The organism is Streptomyces sp. NBC_01408 (assembly GCF_026340255.1).
GTDB lineage: Bacteria > Actinomycetota > Actinomycetes > Streptomycetales > Streptomycetaceae > Streptomyces.
This window is the reverse complement of record NZ_JAPEPJ010000003.1, coordinates 640,499-654,649: the sequence shown is the minus strand read 5'-3', so window position 1 is coordinate 654,649 and position 14,151 is coordinate 640,499. Positions and strand designations below refer to the sequence as shown.

Sequence of the window (14,151 nt, the reverse complement as noted above, 5' to 3'; positions counted from 1 at the left end):
GTGTGAGTGTGGCCGGAGCCCCGGCCGGTGCGGACCAGCACCGGCCGGGGCTCCGTGCTGTTCCGGGTGCCGTTCTGGGTGCGGGGCCGGGGGCAGTGGGGGAGGATGGGCGGGTCGGGTCCCGGCCCCTGGGAGGTAGCCGTGCGCCGGTTACTGCGTTTACTTGCGGCGTGGGCCCTCGCTGTGACGGTGGGGGTGCTGTGGTGGTGGGCCGTGCTGCGCCTGGTGCTGGCGCCGGCCGACTCCGGGGCGGTGGAGGGCGCGGTCGCGGTCGGCGGATGGGGCCTGGGGGTGCTGCCGGTGCACTGTGTGCCGGGCCCCGCGCGCAGGGCCCGTAGAGCGGCGGCCGGGGCTACCAGGGCATCGACACTCCCCCGTTCGGGCGAAGGATCTGCCCCGTCATGAAGGACGAGGCGTCCGAGGCCAGGTAGAGCACGGCCCGGGCGATGTCCTCGGGCTCGCCGACACGGCCCAGGGGGGACATGCGGACCATCATCGCCTCGGTCCGCTCCTGGACCTCGGCGCCGTGGCGGCCGGTCATCGGGGTGCGGATCCAGCCGGGTGCGACGGCGTTGACCCGGATGCCGTGCGGGCCGGCCTCGGTGGCCAGGGTCTTGGTCAGCTGGACGACGGCGGCCTTGGCGGCGCTGTAGCAGAGCAGGCCCGCCTGTGCGGCGTCCACGGCGCCGGAGGCCATGGTGACGATCGAACCGGGGCGGCCCGCCGCGATCATGGAACGGGCGGCCTCCTGGCAGGTGCGCAGCACCCCCTTGAAATTGATGTCCAGGACCCGGTCGAGGTCCTCGTCGGCGGTCTCCAGCACGCTGCTGGTGTGCATGACCCCGGCGATGGCGGCGGTGATGTCGAGCGGGCCCGCCGCGCTGACGGCGGCCCGCAGCGCGGCCCGGTCGGTGACGTCCAGGGGATGGACGGTGGCGGCGCCACCCGCCTTGGTGACGAGGGCGGCGGTCTCGGCGAGGCCCTGTTCGTCGCGGTCGGCGCAGTGCACGGCCGCCCCCGCCTCGGCGAGGAGTACGGCGGTGGCGCGGCCGATGCCGCTTGCGGCGCCGGTGATCAGGGCGGTCCGGCCGGTGAGGTCGTACGGGGCTGTTGGTGTGGGCATGTCGGGACCGTACGGCTGGATCTGACGGAGCGTCAACTAGTGGTGCGCCCGCTGTCGGCCGGCCCCGCCGGTCCTTGGCCGGTCGGCCCCTGGCCCGTCGGGCCCGGCTGGCAGCGGGGGCACCAGTACGTGGGGCGGCCGTCCTGCGGGGCCTCGCGGACCGGGGTGCCGCAGCGCAGGCAGGGGCGGTGGGTGCGGCCGTAGACGAAGAGCTCCTGGCCGGGGCGGCGGCTTCCGGTGGTGTTGCGCCGGCCGCGGGCGAGGCCCGGCTCGCCGATGTTCGCGGCCAGCAGGCGGTGTGCGGCGGCGGTCAGCCGGGGGAGCGTGGCCTCCGGGAGCGCGCCGACCGGGGTCCAGGGGCTGACCTGGGCGAGGAAGCACAGCTCGGCCTTGTAGATGTTGCCGATCCCGGCGAGGTTGCGCTGGTCGAGCAGTGCCTCGCCGAGGGGGCGCCCGGGTGCGGTGAGGAGGTTGGCGGCCGCGCGGTCGGGGTCCCAGTCCGGGCCGAGCAGATCGGGGCCGAGGTGGCCCACCGCCCGGGCCTCGTCGGCGGTGCGCAGCAGTTCCAGGACGGGGAGGCGGTAGCCGACGGCGGTGTGCTCCGCGGTGCCGAGGACGGCCCGGATCTCGTGGGCGGGGCCGCCGTGCCAGGGCGCGCCCGCGGGGAACACGCGCCAGGCGCCGTCCATGCGGAGGTGGCTGTGGAGGGTGAGGCCGCCCTCGAAGCGGGCGAGGAGGTGCTTGCCGCGGGGGACGACCTCGAGGGTGGTCCGGCCGGTGAGGTCGGCGGTGGCGAAGCGGGGGACGCGCAGGTCGCTGCGGGTCAGCGGCCGGGCGGCGAGCGCCGCGTGCAGCCGGGCCGCCGCACGCCAGACACTGTCTCCTTCGGGCATGGCCCCATTGTCGCCCGGGGCGGGTCCCCGGGGTGGCCCGTGCGCGGCGGTGGCTCCGCGTGGGCGGGTGCGGAGCGGGCGAGCCCCCGCGGCGGGACGGCGTCGCGGGGGCTCGTGGTGTCACAGGAGGCCGGGCGGGCCGCCCGTCACTTCCAGATGAGGCCCTTGTTCTTGCTCAGCGAGTTGTAGGGCTCGCCCCAGTACTCGGCCGCGGTGACCTTCGTCTGGTCCGACGGGGCGAGGGCCAGCGCGCAGCTGGTCTGCGTCTGGCCGTTGGTGAACCCCTTCGGCAGCGACTCGTTCGGGCACTTCTCGAACTTGCCGATGACCGATACCTTCTGGGCGTCGCTGCCGTCGGTGAGCAGGCCCTTGACGTGGCCCACGGAGGAGTACGAGAGGTCCGTGGTGCCGGTGTTCTTGACCGAGTAGCGGATGTAGTAGGGGATCATCCCCTTCACTTTGTCGCCGAGCTTGAGGGCGTCCAGGTCGGCGGGGTTGCCCTGCTCGATCGCGGTGATGGTGAGGTCGAGCTGGCCGCCCTTGTTGCTTCCGTAGCTGAACGGGATCCGTGCGGTCTCGCCGATCTTGAAGACCTGGCCGGACTTCGCGGTGCCTCCCGCGCCCGGGGCGGGTGCCTCCGCGCTGCCGCCGGCCGAGGGCTCGGCCGGGGAGCTGGGCTGGGCGGACTGCTCCGGCTGCGAGGGCTGGGCGGACGGGCTGGCCGTCTGTATCGGGCTCAGCTCCTCGTTGCCGTTCTTGCAGCCCGTCAGGGCAAGGGTTCCGGCGACGGCCAGGCCGACCGCGCCCAGGGTGGTACGGCGCATGCTGTTGGTGCTCACTTCTTCTCCCCCATGAGTGTGCATCGTCAAATGTGATGCCTGTGATCATCTTGATAAGGGATGGATAAGTGCTCCGGCCAGCGCGGGGATGGGCCGGCAGCCGTTCTGTGACAGGCCCAAGAGGTCTGTGACATGGCCAAGACATAAGTGGAACGGGCGCGACCGCGTCCGGTCGTCAGGAGCGCAGGCGCAGGCCCCTCGGAGTGGCGTGGAAGCCGGCCGCCTCCAGGGCGGGGCCCAGGGGGGAGGTCAGGGCCGCGGCGGTGTTGATCCGCTCCACCGTGAGCGCGGGCAGGGTGCCCGCGCGGGAAGCGGCCGCCAGGGCCGCGACGGCCGCGCCGAGGCGGGGGTCGTCCGGCGGGGGCCAGGCGAGGAGGGTCTTCCCGCCCCGCTCCAGGTACACGGTGAGCTCCCCGTCCACCAGGACCACCAGCGAGCCCGCCTTGCGGCCCGGCTTGTGGGTGGCCCCCTCCGGCGGCTCCGGCCAGGGCAGGGCCGCGCCGTACGCGTTCGCCGGATCGGCGGCGGCCAGTACCACCGCCGCCAGCGGGGGAGGGGTCCGCTCGGCGGCCCGGAGCCGGTCCACGGCGCCGTCCATCGCGAACTGGGCCGCTCCCAGCCCCTCGACCACGTACCCCCGCCGGGCCTGGCCGCTGTCCTCGAAGGCGGACAGGACCCGGTAGACCGCGCTGAAGCCGCCTTCGACGCCCTCCGCCGCGACCGCGCCCCGGGTGACCACCCCGTGCCGGTCCAGCAGGGTGCGGGCCAGGGCGTGGGCCCGGTGGGTCGGGTCCGGGGCCCGGGACGGCAGCAGCGACCAGCGGCCCGAGACCGTGGGCGGGCCGGTACGGGACACGGTCGCGCTGAGGGTGCCGTACCGGCCGCGGGGGACGGTGCGCCGGGCCCGGTGGGCGGTCGCCCCCGCGGTGCGGCCCGAGCCGAGCAGGGAGCGCAGCGGGGCCAGGGTGTCGTTCGTCAGGCGGCCCGACCAGGCGAGGTCCCAGAGCACCGAGGACAGGTCCAGATCGGTCGCCTCCGGGTGCCCGGCGCGCACCGATTCGGTGATCTGCCGGAAGAACAGGCCGTACCCGCCCGCGAGGGAGTCCAGGACCGCCTGGTGCAGCGGGCCCAGCTCCAGGGGGTGCGGCGGGGGCAGGAGCAGGGGCGCGGCCTCCGCCAGGTACAGGGAGACCCAGCCGTCCTTGCCCGGCAGGGCCCCGGCGCCCGCCCACACCACCTCGCCGCTCGTGGTCAGCTCGTCCAGCAGGGCGGGGGAGTAGCCGCTCACGCGCGAGGGCAGGACGAGGCGCTCCAGCGCGGAGGCCGGGACCGGGGCGCCCTGGAGCTGTTCGACCGCCCGGGCCAGGCCGTCGATCCCGCGCAGGGCCCCGCCCAGGTGCTGCCACTGCGGCAGGAACGTGGCCAGGGAGGTCGGCGGGACCGGTTCCAGCTCCTGCCGGAGCGCGGCCAGGGAGCGGCGGCGGAGCCTGCGCAGCACCTGCGCGTCGCACCACTCCTGGCCGATGCCGGCCGGATGGAACTCGCCCTGGACCACCCGCCCGGCCGCAGCGAGCCGGTGCAGGGCGCCCTCGGTGACCGCCGCGCCCAGCCCGAAGCGGGCGGCGACGGCGGCCGTGGTGAACGGCCCGTGCGTGCGGGCGTACCGGGCCAGGAGGTCGCCCAGCGGATCCTTGACAGGTTCGGTGAACGCCTCCGGGACACCGACCGGCAGGGCCGTGCCCAGCGCGTCCCGCAGCCGGCCCGCGTCCTCGACCGCCGCCCAGTGGTCCGCGCCGGCGATGCGGACCCGGACGGCCCGGCGGGCCGCGCCGAGCTCCGCCGCCCACGCCGGGTCCGCCCCGCGCGCGGTCAGCTCGGCGCCGGTCAGGGGGCCCAGCAGACGCAGCAGGTCGGCCACCGACTCGGGGTCCTTGGCCCGCCGGTCCTCGGTGAGCCACTGCAGTTCCCGCTCCAGCTCCTCCAGCACCTGCGCGTCCAGCAGTTCGCGCAGCTCCGCCTGGCCGAGCAGCTCGGCCAGCAGCCGTGAGTCCAGCGAGAGCGCGGCCGCCCGGCGCTCGGCGAGCGGCGAGTCGCCCTCGTAGAGGAACTGGGCGACGTAACCGAAGAGGAGGGACCGGGCGAAGGGCGAGGGCTCGGCTGTCGTGACCTCGACCAGGCGGACGCGGCGCGCCTCGATGTCACCCATCAGCTCGGTGAGGCCGGGGACGTCGAAGACGTCCTGGAGGCATTCGCGTACGGCTTCCAGCACGATCGGGAACGAGCCGAACTCCGAGGCCACCTGAAGCAGTTGGGAGGCGCGCTGGCGCTGCTGCCACAGCGGGGTGCGCTTGCCCGGGCTGCGGCGCGGCAGCAGCAGCGCGCGGGCCGCGCATTCGCGGAAGCGGGAGGCGAAGAGTGCGGAACCGCCGACCTGGTCGGTGACGATCTGCTGGACGTCGCCGTGGTCGAACGCGACGTCGGCCGCGCCCAGCGGGGCCTGTCCGTCATCGAACTCGAACGGCGCCGGGCCGGCGGGGTCGTGGTCCAGGAGGTCCAGGGAGAGCAGGTCCGCGTCCGGCAGACGGAGCACGATGCCGTCGTCGGCGTGCATCACCTGCGCGTCCATCCCGTACCGCTCGGAGAGGCGGGCGCCCAGCGCCAGCGCCCACGGCGCGTGCACCTGCGCGCCGAAGGGGGAGTGGACGACGACCCGCCAGTCCCCGAGCTCGTCGCGGAACCGCTCCACCACGATGGTCCGGTCGTCCGGCACGTGGCCGCAGGCCTCGCGCTGCTCGGACAGGTACGCCAGGACGTTCTCCGCGGCCCAGGCGTCCAGGCCGGCCGCCAGCAGCCGCAGCCGGGCGTCCTCGTCGGTCAGGCCGCCCAGCTCGCGCAGGAACGCGCCCACCGCGCGGCCCAGTTCGAGCGGGCGGCCCAGCTGGTCGCCCTTCCAGAACGGCAGCCGCCCCGGCACCCCGGGGGCGGGGGTGACCAGGACCCGGTCGCGGGTGATGTCCTCGATGCGCCAGGAGGTGGTCCCGAGGGTGAACACGTCCCCGACGCGGGACTCGTACACCATCTCCTCGTCGAGCTCGCCGACCCGGCCGCCGCCCTTCTTCGGGTCCGCGCCCGCGAGGAAGACGCCGAAGAGCCCGCGGTCGGGGATGGTGCCGCCGGAGGTGACCGCCAGGCGCTGCGCCCCGGGCCGGCCGGTGACCGTTCCCGCGACGCGGTCCCAGACCACCCGCGGTCTGAGCTCGGCGAACGCGTCCGACGGGTAACGGCCCGCCAGCATGTCCAGGACCGCGGTGAACGCCGACTCCGGCAAGGCCGCGAAGGGCGCGGCACGGCGGACCAGCGCGAGCAGGTCGTCCAGCTGCCAGGTGTCCATCGCCGTCATGGCGACCAGCTGCTGCGCGAGGACGTCCAACGGGTTCGAGGGGATCCGCAGGGACTCGATCGAGCCCGTCCGCATCCGCTCCGTGACCACGGCCGACTGCACCAGGTCGCCGCGGTACTTGGGGAAGACCACGCCCCGGGAGACCGCGCCCACCTGGTGCCCGGCGCGGCCCACCCGCTGGAGCCCCGAGGCTACCGAGGGCGGGGACTCCACCTGCACCACCAGGTCCACCGCGCCCATGTCGATGCCCAGTTCCAGGCTGGAGGTGGCGACCACGGCGGGCAGCCGGCCCGCCTTCAGGTCCTCCTCCACCAGGGCCCGCTGCTCCTTCGACACCGAACCGTGGTGGGCACGGGCCAGCAGCGGCGGAGCGCCGTGGGCGGCGCCCGACTGGGCCATGATCTCGGCCGGGGGCGAGCCCTCCGGCAGCTTCTCGCCCATGGCGCGCTCGTACGCGATCTCGTTGAGCCGGTTGCAGAGCCGCTCGGCGAGCCGCCGGGAGTTGGCGAACACGATCGTGGAGCGGTGGGCCTGCACCAGATCGGCGATCCGCTCCTCCACATGCGGCCAGATCGACGGCTTGTCCCCGCCCTCCTTGCCCTCGCTCGCCGGGGAACCCCCCAACTCGCCCATGTCCTGCACCGGGACGACCACCGACAGGTCGAACTCCTTGGCCGACGGCGGCTGGACGATCTCCACCTTGCCGCGCGGTGCGAGGTACCGGGCCACCTCGTCCACCGGCCGGACCGTCGCCGACAGGCCGATCCGGCGCGCGGGGCGCGGCAGCAGCTCGTCCAGCCGCTCCAGGGAGAGGGCCAGGTGCGCGCCGCGCTTGGTCCCCGCGACCGCGTGCACCTCGTCCAGGATCACCGTCTCGATCCCGGCCAGGGCGTCGCGGGCCGCCGAGGTCAGCATCAGGAACAGCGACTCGGGCGTCGTGATCAGGATGTCCGGCGGGCGGGTCGCCAGCGACCGGCGCTCCGCGGGCGGGGTGTCCCCGGAGCGGATCCCGACCCGGATCTCCGGCTCGGGCAGGCCGAGGCGGACCGACTCCTGCCGGATCCCGGTCAGCGGGCTGCGCAGATTGCGCTCCACGTCCACCGCGAGGGCCTTCAACGGGGACACGTACAGCACCCGGCAGCGCTTCTTCGGATCGGCGGGCGGAGGCGTGGAGGCCAGCGCGTCCAGGGCGGCGAGGAAGGCCGCGAGGGTCTTGCCGGAGCCGGTGGGCGCCACGACGAGCACGTCCGCGCCCTCCCCGATGGCCCGCCAGGCGCCCTCCTGCGCGGAGGTGGGCATACGGAAGGCCCCCGTGAACCAGGAGCGGGTCGCGGAGGAGAACGAGTCGAGCGCGGAGCCGGCCATGCCCCCATCGTGCACCCCGGCACTGACAACGGCCCGGACCTGCGCAAACACCGGTCCCGCCGGGGGCGCAGAATGGGGGGATGGGCACGGACGGCAGGAGCCGGAACGGGGAGTGGGCCCGGCACTGGCAGTACGCGGAACTGCCAGGCCTCGATCTGCTGCGCGCCCGCTACGTCCGCCACACCTTCCCGCGCCACGCGCACGACGGGTACGTCCTCGCGGCCGTCACCGGCGGGATCGAGGAGGTCGGCCTGCCGGGCGGCACCCTGCGCGCCGGCCCGGGCAGCGTCGTCCTGATCAACCCCGAGGTCCCGCACAGCGCCCGGGCCGGGGTGCCCGAGGGGTGGGCGTACGCCACCCTCTACCCCTCCCGCGACCTGATCACCGAGGTCGCCGCCGAGCTCGGCACCCTGCGCGGGACCCCTGGCTTCACCGCCGACCTGGTCACCGACCCGCAGGGCGCACGGGTGATCACCGAGGTGCACCGGGCCGCCGAGGCCGGGAACGCGCTGGCCGCCGACACGCTGCTGCGCGGGGTGGTCGCGCGGATGCTCAGCCGGCACGCGGGCCCGCTGCCCGCCCGGCCGGCGGGCTCGGCGGGGGCCGCCGACGCCGCGCGGGCGAAGGCGGTGCTGGAGGAGCGGATGGCGGATCCGCCGTCGCTGGAGCAGCTGGCGGCGGAGCTGGGCACGAGCCCCTTCGCCCTGCTGCGGGCCTTCCGCGGGCGGTACGGGATGCCCCCGCACACCTGGCTGACCGATGTCCGGGTCCGGCGGGCCCGGCGGCTGCTGGACGCGGGGACCGCGCCGGCGGAGGCGGCGGTCGCCGTCGGCTTCACCGACCAGCCGCACCTGAACCGGCACTTCACCCGGATCGTGGGGGTCCCGCCGGGCGCCTACCGGCGGGAACGGGCCGGTTAGACCGCCACCGAGGACCGCACCGGACCGCACCGGATCCGCGCCCCGCGCGCAGGGCGGTCACCCGCCCCGGCCCGGCCGGCGGCGCACCCGCCCCGTGCGGCGGCGGGACCCGGCCGCGGGGTCCCGCCGTGGGGTCGGGCCGTGGGGTCGGGCCGGGGTCCCGCCGCGGGGTCCGGCCGAGGTGCAAGAACGTACAAGACCAGGCCGCCCCGCCCCGCGTACGTTCGGGGCGTGGGAGAACAACGGATGGTGATGGAGCAGACCCCCGAAGGGGTCGCCGAGGAGCGGCCGCGCGCCGCGGTGGTGCGGGACGCGCTCGGGGTGGGGGTGGCCGTCGGGCTGTCCGGGTTCGCCTTCGGGGTGACCGCCGCAGGGGCCGGGATCAGCACCCTCCAGGCCTGCGTGCTCAGCCTGCTCGTCTTCACCGGGGCCTCGCAGTTCGCCCTGGTCGGAGCGCTGGCCGCGGGCGGGAACCCGTTCACCGCCGCCGCCGGGGCCTTCTTCCTCGGGACCCGCAACGCCTTTTACGGGCTGCGGCTGTCCCAGCTGCTCGCCCTGCCCCGGGCCGTACGGCCCTTCGCCGCGCACTGGGTGATCGACGAGACCACCGCCGTGGCGCTGGCCCAGCCCGGCCGGAAGCCGGCCCGGCTCGGGTTCGCCGTCACCGGGCTGACCCTCTACGTGCTGTGGAACCTCACCACCCTGCTGGGCGCCCTGGGCGCCGAGGCCATCGGGGACACCCGGGCCTGGGGGCTGGACGCCGCCGGGCCGGCCGTGTTCCTGGCCCTGCTCGCGCCCATGCTGCGGAGCTCCACCGAGCGGGCCGTCGCCGCCCTCGCGCTCGTTCTGGGGCTGGGGCTGCTGCCCGTGCTGCCCGCCGGGGTGCCGGTGCTGATCGCCGCGCTGGCCGCGCCCGTCGTGCTGTGGATGAAGGGACGCCGCTCGTGAACGTCTGGATCGCCATCGGGCTCACCGTCGTCGGCTGCTATGCCGTCAAACTCGCCGGGCTGCTCGTCCCCGCCGGGGTCCTGGAACGGCCGACGGTGCGCAGGCTGTCCGCCCTGCTGCCCGTCGCGCTGCTCGCCGCGCTCACCGCGCAGCAGAGCTTCAGCACCGGGCACGAGCTCGTGCTCGACGCCCGCGCCGCCGGACTGGCCGCCGCCGGGCTCGCGCTGCTGCTGCGCGCCCCCTTCCTCGTGGTCGTCGCCGCGGCCGTGCTGGTCACCGCGGGTGTACGGGCCCTGGTGGGCGGCTGACCGGGGCCGGTAGCCGCCCGTACGCCCGCAGGGTCAGCAGCGCCTCGATCGTGGCGATGGGCCGCCGCTCCAGGAAGCTGCCGGGAGCCCAGGCGCGGCGGTGCACCGGCCAGCCGCCGTCCGACTGCTGCTGCGCGGTGAGGAAGTCCAGCGAGCGGCCCAGCTCCGCGTCGGTGAACCAGCTCCGCGCCAGTGACTCGGGCCGCCGCGCGAAGTCGTGCGGGAACAGGTACTCGTCCGGTGCGTAGCCGGGGTAGGGCGGCTGGTCGCCCCGCCGTCCCGGATCGAGCACCACCAGCCGCTGCTCGCGCACCAGGCGCCCCAGCCGGTCCGCCGCCGTCGCCGCCCGGGCCCGGTCCGGGGCGCCGTCGAGGAAGGCCACCGCGCTCTGGATCTCGTACGGATGGGAGTGGCGCAGCGTCTCGACCCGCTCCCAGCAGAAGTCCGTGGCCCGGAACAGCCAGGCGTGCCAGATCCGGTTGCGGTGCAGCAGCCCGACGACCGGGCCCGTGGTCAGCAGCTCGCCCGGCGGGTCGTCGTGGACCGGGTGGTAGGGGGCCGAGGGGTAGCTGCGGGGGGCCGGGGAGAGCACCGGGAGCGCGCCGTCCGGGGTGGAGACCCGGGTCAGGTGGCGGCAGAGCTTCTCGATGCGCTGCCCGGCGCAGCGGCCCAGGCCGTCCAGCACCCGTAGGGCGTGAGCGGTGTGCAGGGGCTGGCTGAGCGGACCGCGCAGATCCGGGTCGAGCGCGTGCCCGTAGCCGCCGTCGCCGTTGAGGTACGAGCCGAGGGCGGTGTCCACCGCGTCGGCGTCCGCGCCGAGGAAGTGGAAGGCGAACCGGCGCTGCTCCAGCACGCGGGCCGTGAGCCAGATGAACTGTTCCGCGCGGGCCAGCGGCGCGGGCGGCGCCGACGGTGCCGGCGGGGCCAGCGGGGCCAGCGGGGCCAGCGGGGCCAGCGGGGTCCGCGGGGCCGGTGGGGTCCGTGGTGCCGTTGGGGCCGGCGGGGGAGCTTCGTCTCCAGGCATGCGAGAAACCGTAGGACGCCGTGGTGCGCCGCCGGAGGGCGAACGGGGCGGGTGCACTCTCCGGGGCGGGATACTGGAGGCATGCGGTTGACGATTTTCTGGGAGCGGATGGCGGAGCACTTCGGTGCGGGCTACGCGGACTCCTTCGCGCGGGACCACGTCATGACGGAGCTGGGCGGGCGCACCGTCCACCAGGCGCTGGACGCGGGCTGGGAGGCCAAGGACGTCTGGCGCGCGGTGTGTTCGGCGATGGACGTGCCGGCCTCGCTGCGCTGACGCGCCGGGCCGCGGCGGCACTCGGGGGCGACGGGCGGGCTCCACGTCGGAGGCCGCTTCGCCGTACGGGCGGCGGGTGAGCCAGACTTGGCCGCGTGGCAGCCACTGATGAGACGACCGACCCGCCCGAGAACACCCCGGGGACGGCGCCGTCATGGCCGGCCGACCCGGCCCGGCCCGGCGGTCCCGCTTCGGGAGGTCCGCCCGCCGGCGGAGCACCGCCCGGGGCGGAGGCGCGGATGCCGCGCTGGCTGCCGCGCGCCGTGATCCTCGTACTGGCCCTCGTCGCCTGTTTCCAGCTCGGCAGCTGGGCCTTCCACCAGCTCATCGGACTGCTCGTCAACGTCCTGATCGCGTTCTTCCTCGCGCTCTCGATCGAACCCGCGGTGTCCCGGATGGCGGCCCGCGGCATGCGCCGCGGGCTCGCCACCTTCCTGGTGTTCCTCGGGGTGTTCGTCTTCGCCGTCGGCTTCCTCGCCCTGCTGGGTTCGATGCTCGCCGGACAGATCATCGACCTGGTGGAAGGATTCCCGCGCGTCCTCGACTCGGTGATCGACTCGATCAACACGACCTTCCGCACCGAGCTGTCCCGGCTGGAGATCCAGGACAGCCTGCTGCGCTCCGACTGGCTGCAGAAGTACGTGCAGAACAGTGCGACCGGTGTGCTCGACGTGTCCGCCACCGTCCTCGGCGGACTGTTCAAGCTGCTGACGATCGGGCTGTTCTCCTTCTACTTCGCCGCCGACGGACCGCGGCTGCGCCGCGCGCTGTGCTCCGTACTGCCGCCCGCGAAGCAGGCCGAGGTGCTGCGCGCCTGGGAGATCGCCGTCGCCAAGACGGGCGGATACCTCTACTCACGCGGGCTGATGGCGCTGATCTCCGGGGTCGCGCACTACATCCTGCTGGCCGTCCTCGGAGTGCCGTACGCGCCCGCGCTCGCGGTGTGGGTGGGACTGGTCTCCCAGTTCATCCCCACCATCGGCACCTATCTCGCGGGCGCGCTGCCGATTCTGATCGCCTTCACGGTCAGTCCCTGGTACGCGCTGTACGTGCTCGGATTCGTGGTGGTCTACCAGCAGTTCGAGAACTACGTCCTCCAGCCCAAGCTGACCTCGAAGACCGTGGACATCCATCCCGCGGTGGCCTTCGGCTCGGTCGTCGCGGGTACCGCCCTGCTGGGCGCGGTCGGGGCGCTGATCGCGATCCCGGCCGTGGCCACGCTCCAGGCGTTCCTCGGCGCGTACGTGAAGCGATACGCGCTGACGGAGCACGCGGACGTCTCTACTTCCCGTTCTCGTCCGAGGCGGCGAGTACGGCTGCCAGGGCGTCGTTGACCCAGGTCTCGACGGCGTCCTTGCCCACGCCGAGGCCGCTGAGCGGGCCCGTTCCGTGCTCCAGCTCCAGGAGCGCGAGCAGGATGTGCTCGGTGCCCACGTAGTTGTGGCCGAGGCGCAGGGCCTCGCGGAAGGTGAGCTCCAGGGCCTTCTTGGCGGAGGCGTCGAAGGGGACGAGGTCGGGGACCTCTGCCGCCGCCGGGGGCAGGGTGGCGGTCACCGCGGTGCGTACGTCCTCCGCGGCGACCCCCTGGGCGGTGAGGGCGAGGGACGCGAGTCCCCCCTCCTCGGCCAGCAGGCCGAGGAGGAGGTGTCCGGTGCGGATCTCGGTGTTGCCGGCGGCGCGGGCCTCGTTCTGGGCGGTGACGACGACGTTGCGGGCGCGCGGGGTGAACCGGCCGAAGCCCTGGCTCGGGTCGAGGCCTGGGTCGCCCTCCTTGTCCGTCTTGGGGACGAAGCGCTTCTGGGCGGCCTGGCGGGTGACGCCCATGCTGCGGCCGATGTCGGTCCAGGAGGCGCCGGAGCGGCGGGCCTGGTCGACGAAGTGGCCGATGAGGTGGTCGGCCACGTCACCGAGGGCCTCGGCGGCGACGACGGCGCCGCTGAGCTGCTCCAGGGTGTCGGTGTGGACCTTCTTGATGGCCTCGATGAGGTCGTCGAGGCGTACCGGATTGGTCATGCGAACGGGTTCCACGGAAGGGTTCGTCATGGGTGCAACCGTAGGTTGACAGTCAGATGACTGTCAACCTCGGGTTGTCACTCGATGTGCCGCTTCCTACGAGGCCGGGGCCGCGCCGGAGGCCTTCGCGAACTTCTCCCACTGGGCCGTGACCACCTCCGCCGGCACCCCGCCGAAGTCCTTGACGTCGATGACGTCCGACCTGAAGGAGAGGGTCACCGACCCGGAGCGGATCACCGTCAGGTACTTGTACAGCGACGTGTCCTTGTCCTTCACGTCCTGCACCACGATCCGGTACGACAGCGCCTCGTCGCCGAGCGCGGGAGCCTTCACCGGCTCCACCTTGAGGACCTTCGCCTCCACCAGGGCCCGGTCCTCGGTGTAACCGCCGCCGCACTGCCGGCCCGCCTCGGCCAGGGACTTCATCGCCGCGGCTGCGCCGCCGCCCGCGTAGGAGCGCAGCAGGATCTCCGTGTCGACGGTCTGCCATTCGCCGGGCACGTCCGTCTTGACGTAGGCCTGGGCCGTGTGGCCGGCCTTGCCGAGGGTGCTGAGCGGGCCGCACGCCGCGGGCGCGGCCTCGTACATCTCGCTCATCGGCTCGTCGAGCAGCGGCTCAGCGGCCTCGTACGGCCCGGCCTTGTCGCCCGGCGCGAGCGCGAAGGCCTTGAGCTGCTCCAGCGTCGGCCCCGGCGGGCCGGCCGGGCTCGGGCCGGCGGCCGGGCTCTGACTCCCGCCGGGGCTCTGGCTCGTGGCCGGGCTCTGGCTCGTGGAGGCGGCGGCCTTGTCCCCGGTGCCCGTACCGCTGCCACCGCATGCCGCGGTGCCCGCGACCAGCGCCGCACCGAGGAGCGCGGCCGTCGCCGTGCGTCTGTTCATGTCCTGTGTCCCCCTGCATCGTGCCGAAGCCATGATTGTGCGGGCCGCCGGCCGGTGTGCCGCGGGTGGGGGTCCCCCGGACCGGGCAGGATGCCGACAGGGCGAGGCGGCCGGGGGTCGAGGGAGCGTCGACGGCTGAGGACGGCCCGTTCTCCGACGTCCG

13 protein-coding genes are annotated in these 14,151 nt (G+C 74.7%); 6 read left to right on the top strand and 7 right to left on the bottom strand.

The window, feature by feature from the left end:
- The first annotated feature begins 105 nt into the window (after positions 1-105).
- Complete coding sequence (locus tag OG447_RS30505; RefSeq protein WP_266940977.1) at positions 106-405, top strand: hypothetical protein; 300 nt, start codon at positions 106-108, stop codon at positions 403-405.
- On the opposite strand, the gene OG447_RS30500 is transcribed toward OG447_RS30505, so the two are convergent.
- The 4 genes from OG447_RS30500 to OG447_RS30485 form a co-directional block, all read right to left on the bottom strand.
- Positions 353-1,123 (bottom strand): SDR family NAD(P)-dependent oxidoreductase, encoded by a 771-nt coding sequence (locus OG447_RS30500; RefSeq protein WP_266940710.1) that lies wholly within the window; start codon positions 1,121-1,123, stop codon positions 353-355. The two genes, OG447_RS30505 and OG447_RS30500, sit on opposite strands and share 53 nt — an antisense overlap.
- A 32-nt stretch (positions 1,124-1,155) precedes the next feature.
- Positions 1,156-2,016 carry an Fpg/Nei family DNA glycosylase gene (locus OG447_RS30495; RefSeq protein ID WP_266940709.1) on the bottom strand — a complete coding sequence of 287 codons (861 nt, stop codon included), beginning with the start codon at positions 2,014-2,016 and terminating at the stop codon, positions 1,156-1,158.
- 146 nt (positions 2,017-2,162) lie between these two features.
- Positions 2,163-2,855 (bottom strand): FimV family protein, encoded by a 693-nt coding sequence (locus tag OG447_RS30490; protein WP_266940708.1) that lies wholly within the window; start codon positions 2,853-2,855, stop codon positions 2,163-2,165.
- Between the two features lie 175 nt (positions 2,856-3,030).
- Positions 3,031-7,620: an ATP-dependent helicase gene (locus OG447_RS30485; protein WP_266940707.1), complete on the bottom strand. Its 4,590-nt coding sequence runs from the start codon at positions 7,618-7,620 to the stop codon at positions 3,031-3,033.
- An 80-nt stretch (positions 7,621-7,700) separates the two neighbouring features.
- On the opposite strand from OG447_RS30485, the gene OG447_RS30480 reads away from it, so the two are divergent.
- From OG447_RS30480 to OG447_RS30470, 3 genes are all read left to right on the top strand, one after another.
- Positions 7,701-8,540, top strand: a complete 840-nt coding sequence (locus OG447_RS30480; protein WP_266940706.1) for an AraC family transcriptional regulator — start codon at positions 7,701-7,703, stop codon at positions 8,538-8,540.
- 246 nt (positions 8,541-8,786) lie between these two features.
- Complete coding sequence (locus OG447_RS30475; protein WP_266940975.1) at positions 8,787-9,488, top strand: AzlC family ABC transporter permease; 702 nt, start codon at positions 8,787-8,789, stop codon at positions 9,486-9,488.
- Positions 9,485-9,796 (top strand): AzlD domain-containing protein, encoded by a 312-nt coding sequence (locus OG447_RS30470; protein WP_266940705.1) that lies wholly within the window; start codon positions 9,485-9,487, stop codon positions 9,794-9,796. Before OG447_RS30475 ends, OG447_RS30470 begins: the two co-directional genes overlap by 4 nt.
- On the opposite strand, the gene OG447_RS30465 is transcribed toward OG447_RS30470, so the two are convergent.
- On the bottom strand, positions 9,762-10,820 hold the full coding sequence (locus tag OG447_RS30465; protein WP_266940704.1) for a hypothetical protein: 1,059 nt from the start codon (positions 10,818-10,820) through the stop codon (positions 9,762-9,764). The two genes, OG447_RS30470 and OG447_RS30465, sit on opposite strands and share 35 nt — an antisense overlap.
- 81 nt (positions 10,821-10,901) lie before the next feature.
- Between OG447_RS30465 and OG447_RS30460 the strand changes: the two genes are divergently transcribed.
- Together OG447_RS30460 and OG447_RS30455 are read left to right on the top strand one after the other, a co-directional pair.
- Positions 10,902-11,096: a DUF3046 domain-containing protein gene (locus OG447_RS30460; RefSeq protein WP_030154244.1), complete on the top strand. Its 195-nt coding sequence runs from the start codon at positions 10,902-10,904 to the stop codon at positions 11,094-11,096.
- 239 nt (positions 11,097-11,335) lie between these two features.
- On the top strand, positions 11,336-12,430 hold the full coding sequence (locus OG447_RS30455; protein WP_323181892.1) for an AI-2E family transporter: 1,095 nt from the start codon (positions 11,336-11,338) through the stop codon (positions 12,428-12,430).
- Here the strand turns inward: OG447_RS30455 and OG447_RS30450 are convergent.
- Both OG447_RS30450 and OG447_RS30445 read right to left on the bottom strand, forming a co-directional pair.
- Positions 12,378-13,139 carry a Clp protease N-terminal domain-containing protein gene (locus OG447_RS30450; RefSeq protein WP_266940702.1) on the bottom strand — a complete coding sequence of 254 codons (762 nt, stop codon included), beginning with the start codon at positions 13,137-13,139 and terminating at the stop codon, positions 12,378-12,380. The two genes, OG447_RS30455 and OG447_RS30450, sit on opposite strands and share 53 nt — an antisense overlap.
- A gap of 66 nt (positions 13,140-13,205) precedes the next feature.
- On the bottom strand, positions 13,206-13,988 hold the full coding sequence (locus OG447_RS30445; protein WP_266940701.1) for a hypothetical protein: 783 nt from the start codon (positions 13,986-13,988) through the stop codon (positions 13,206-13,208).
- Positions 13,989-14,151 lie beyond the last annotated feature (163 nt).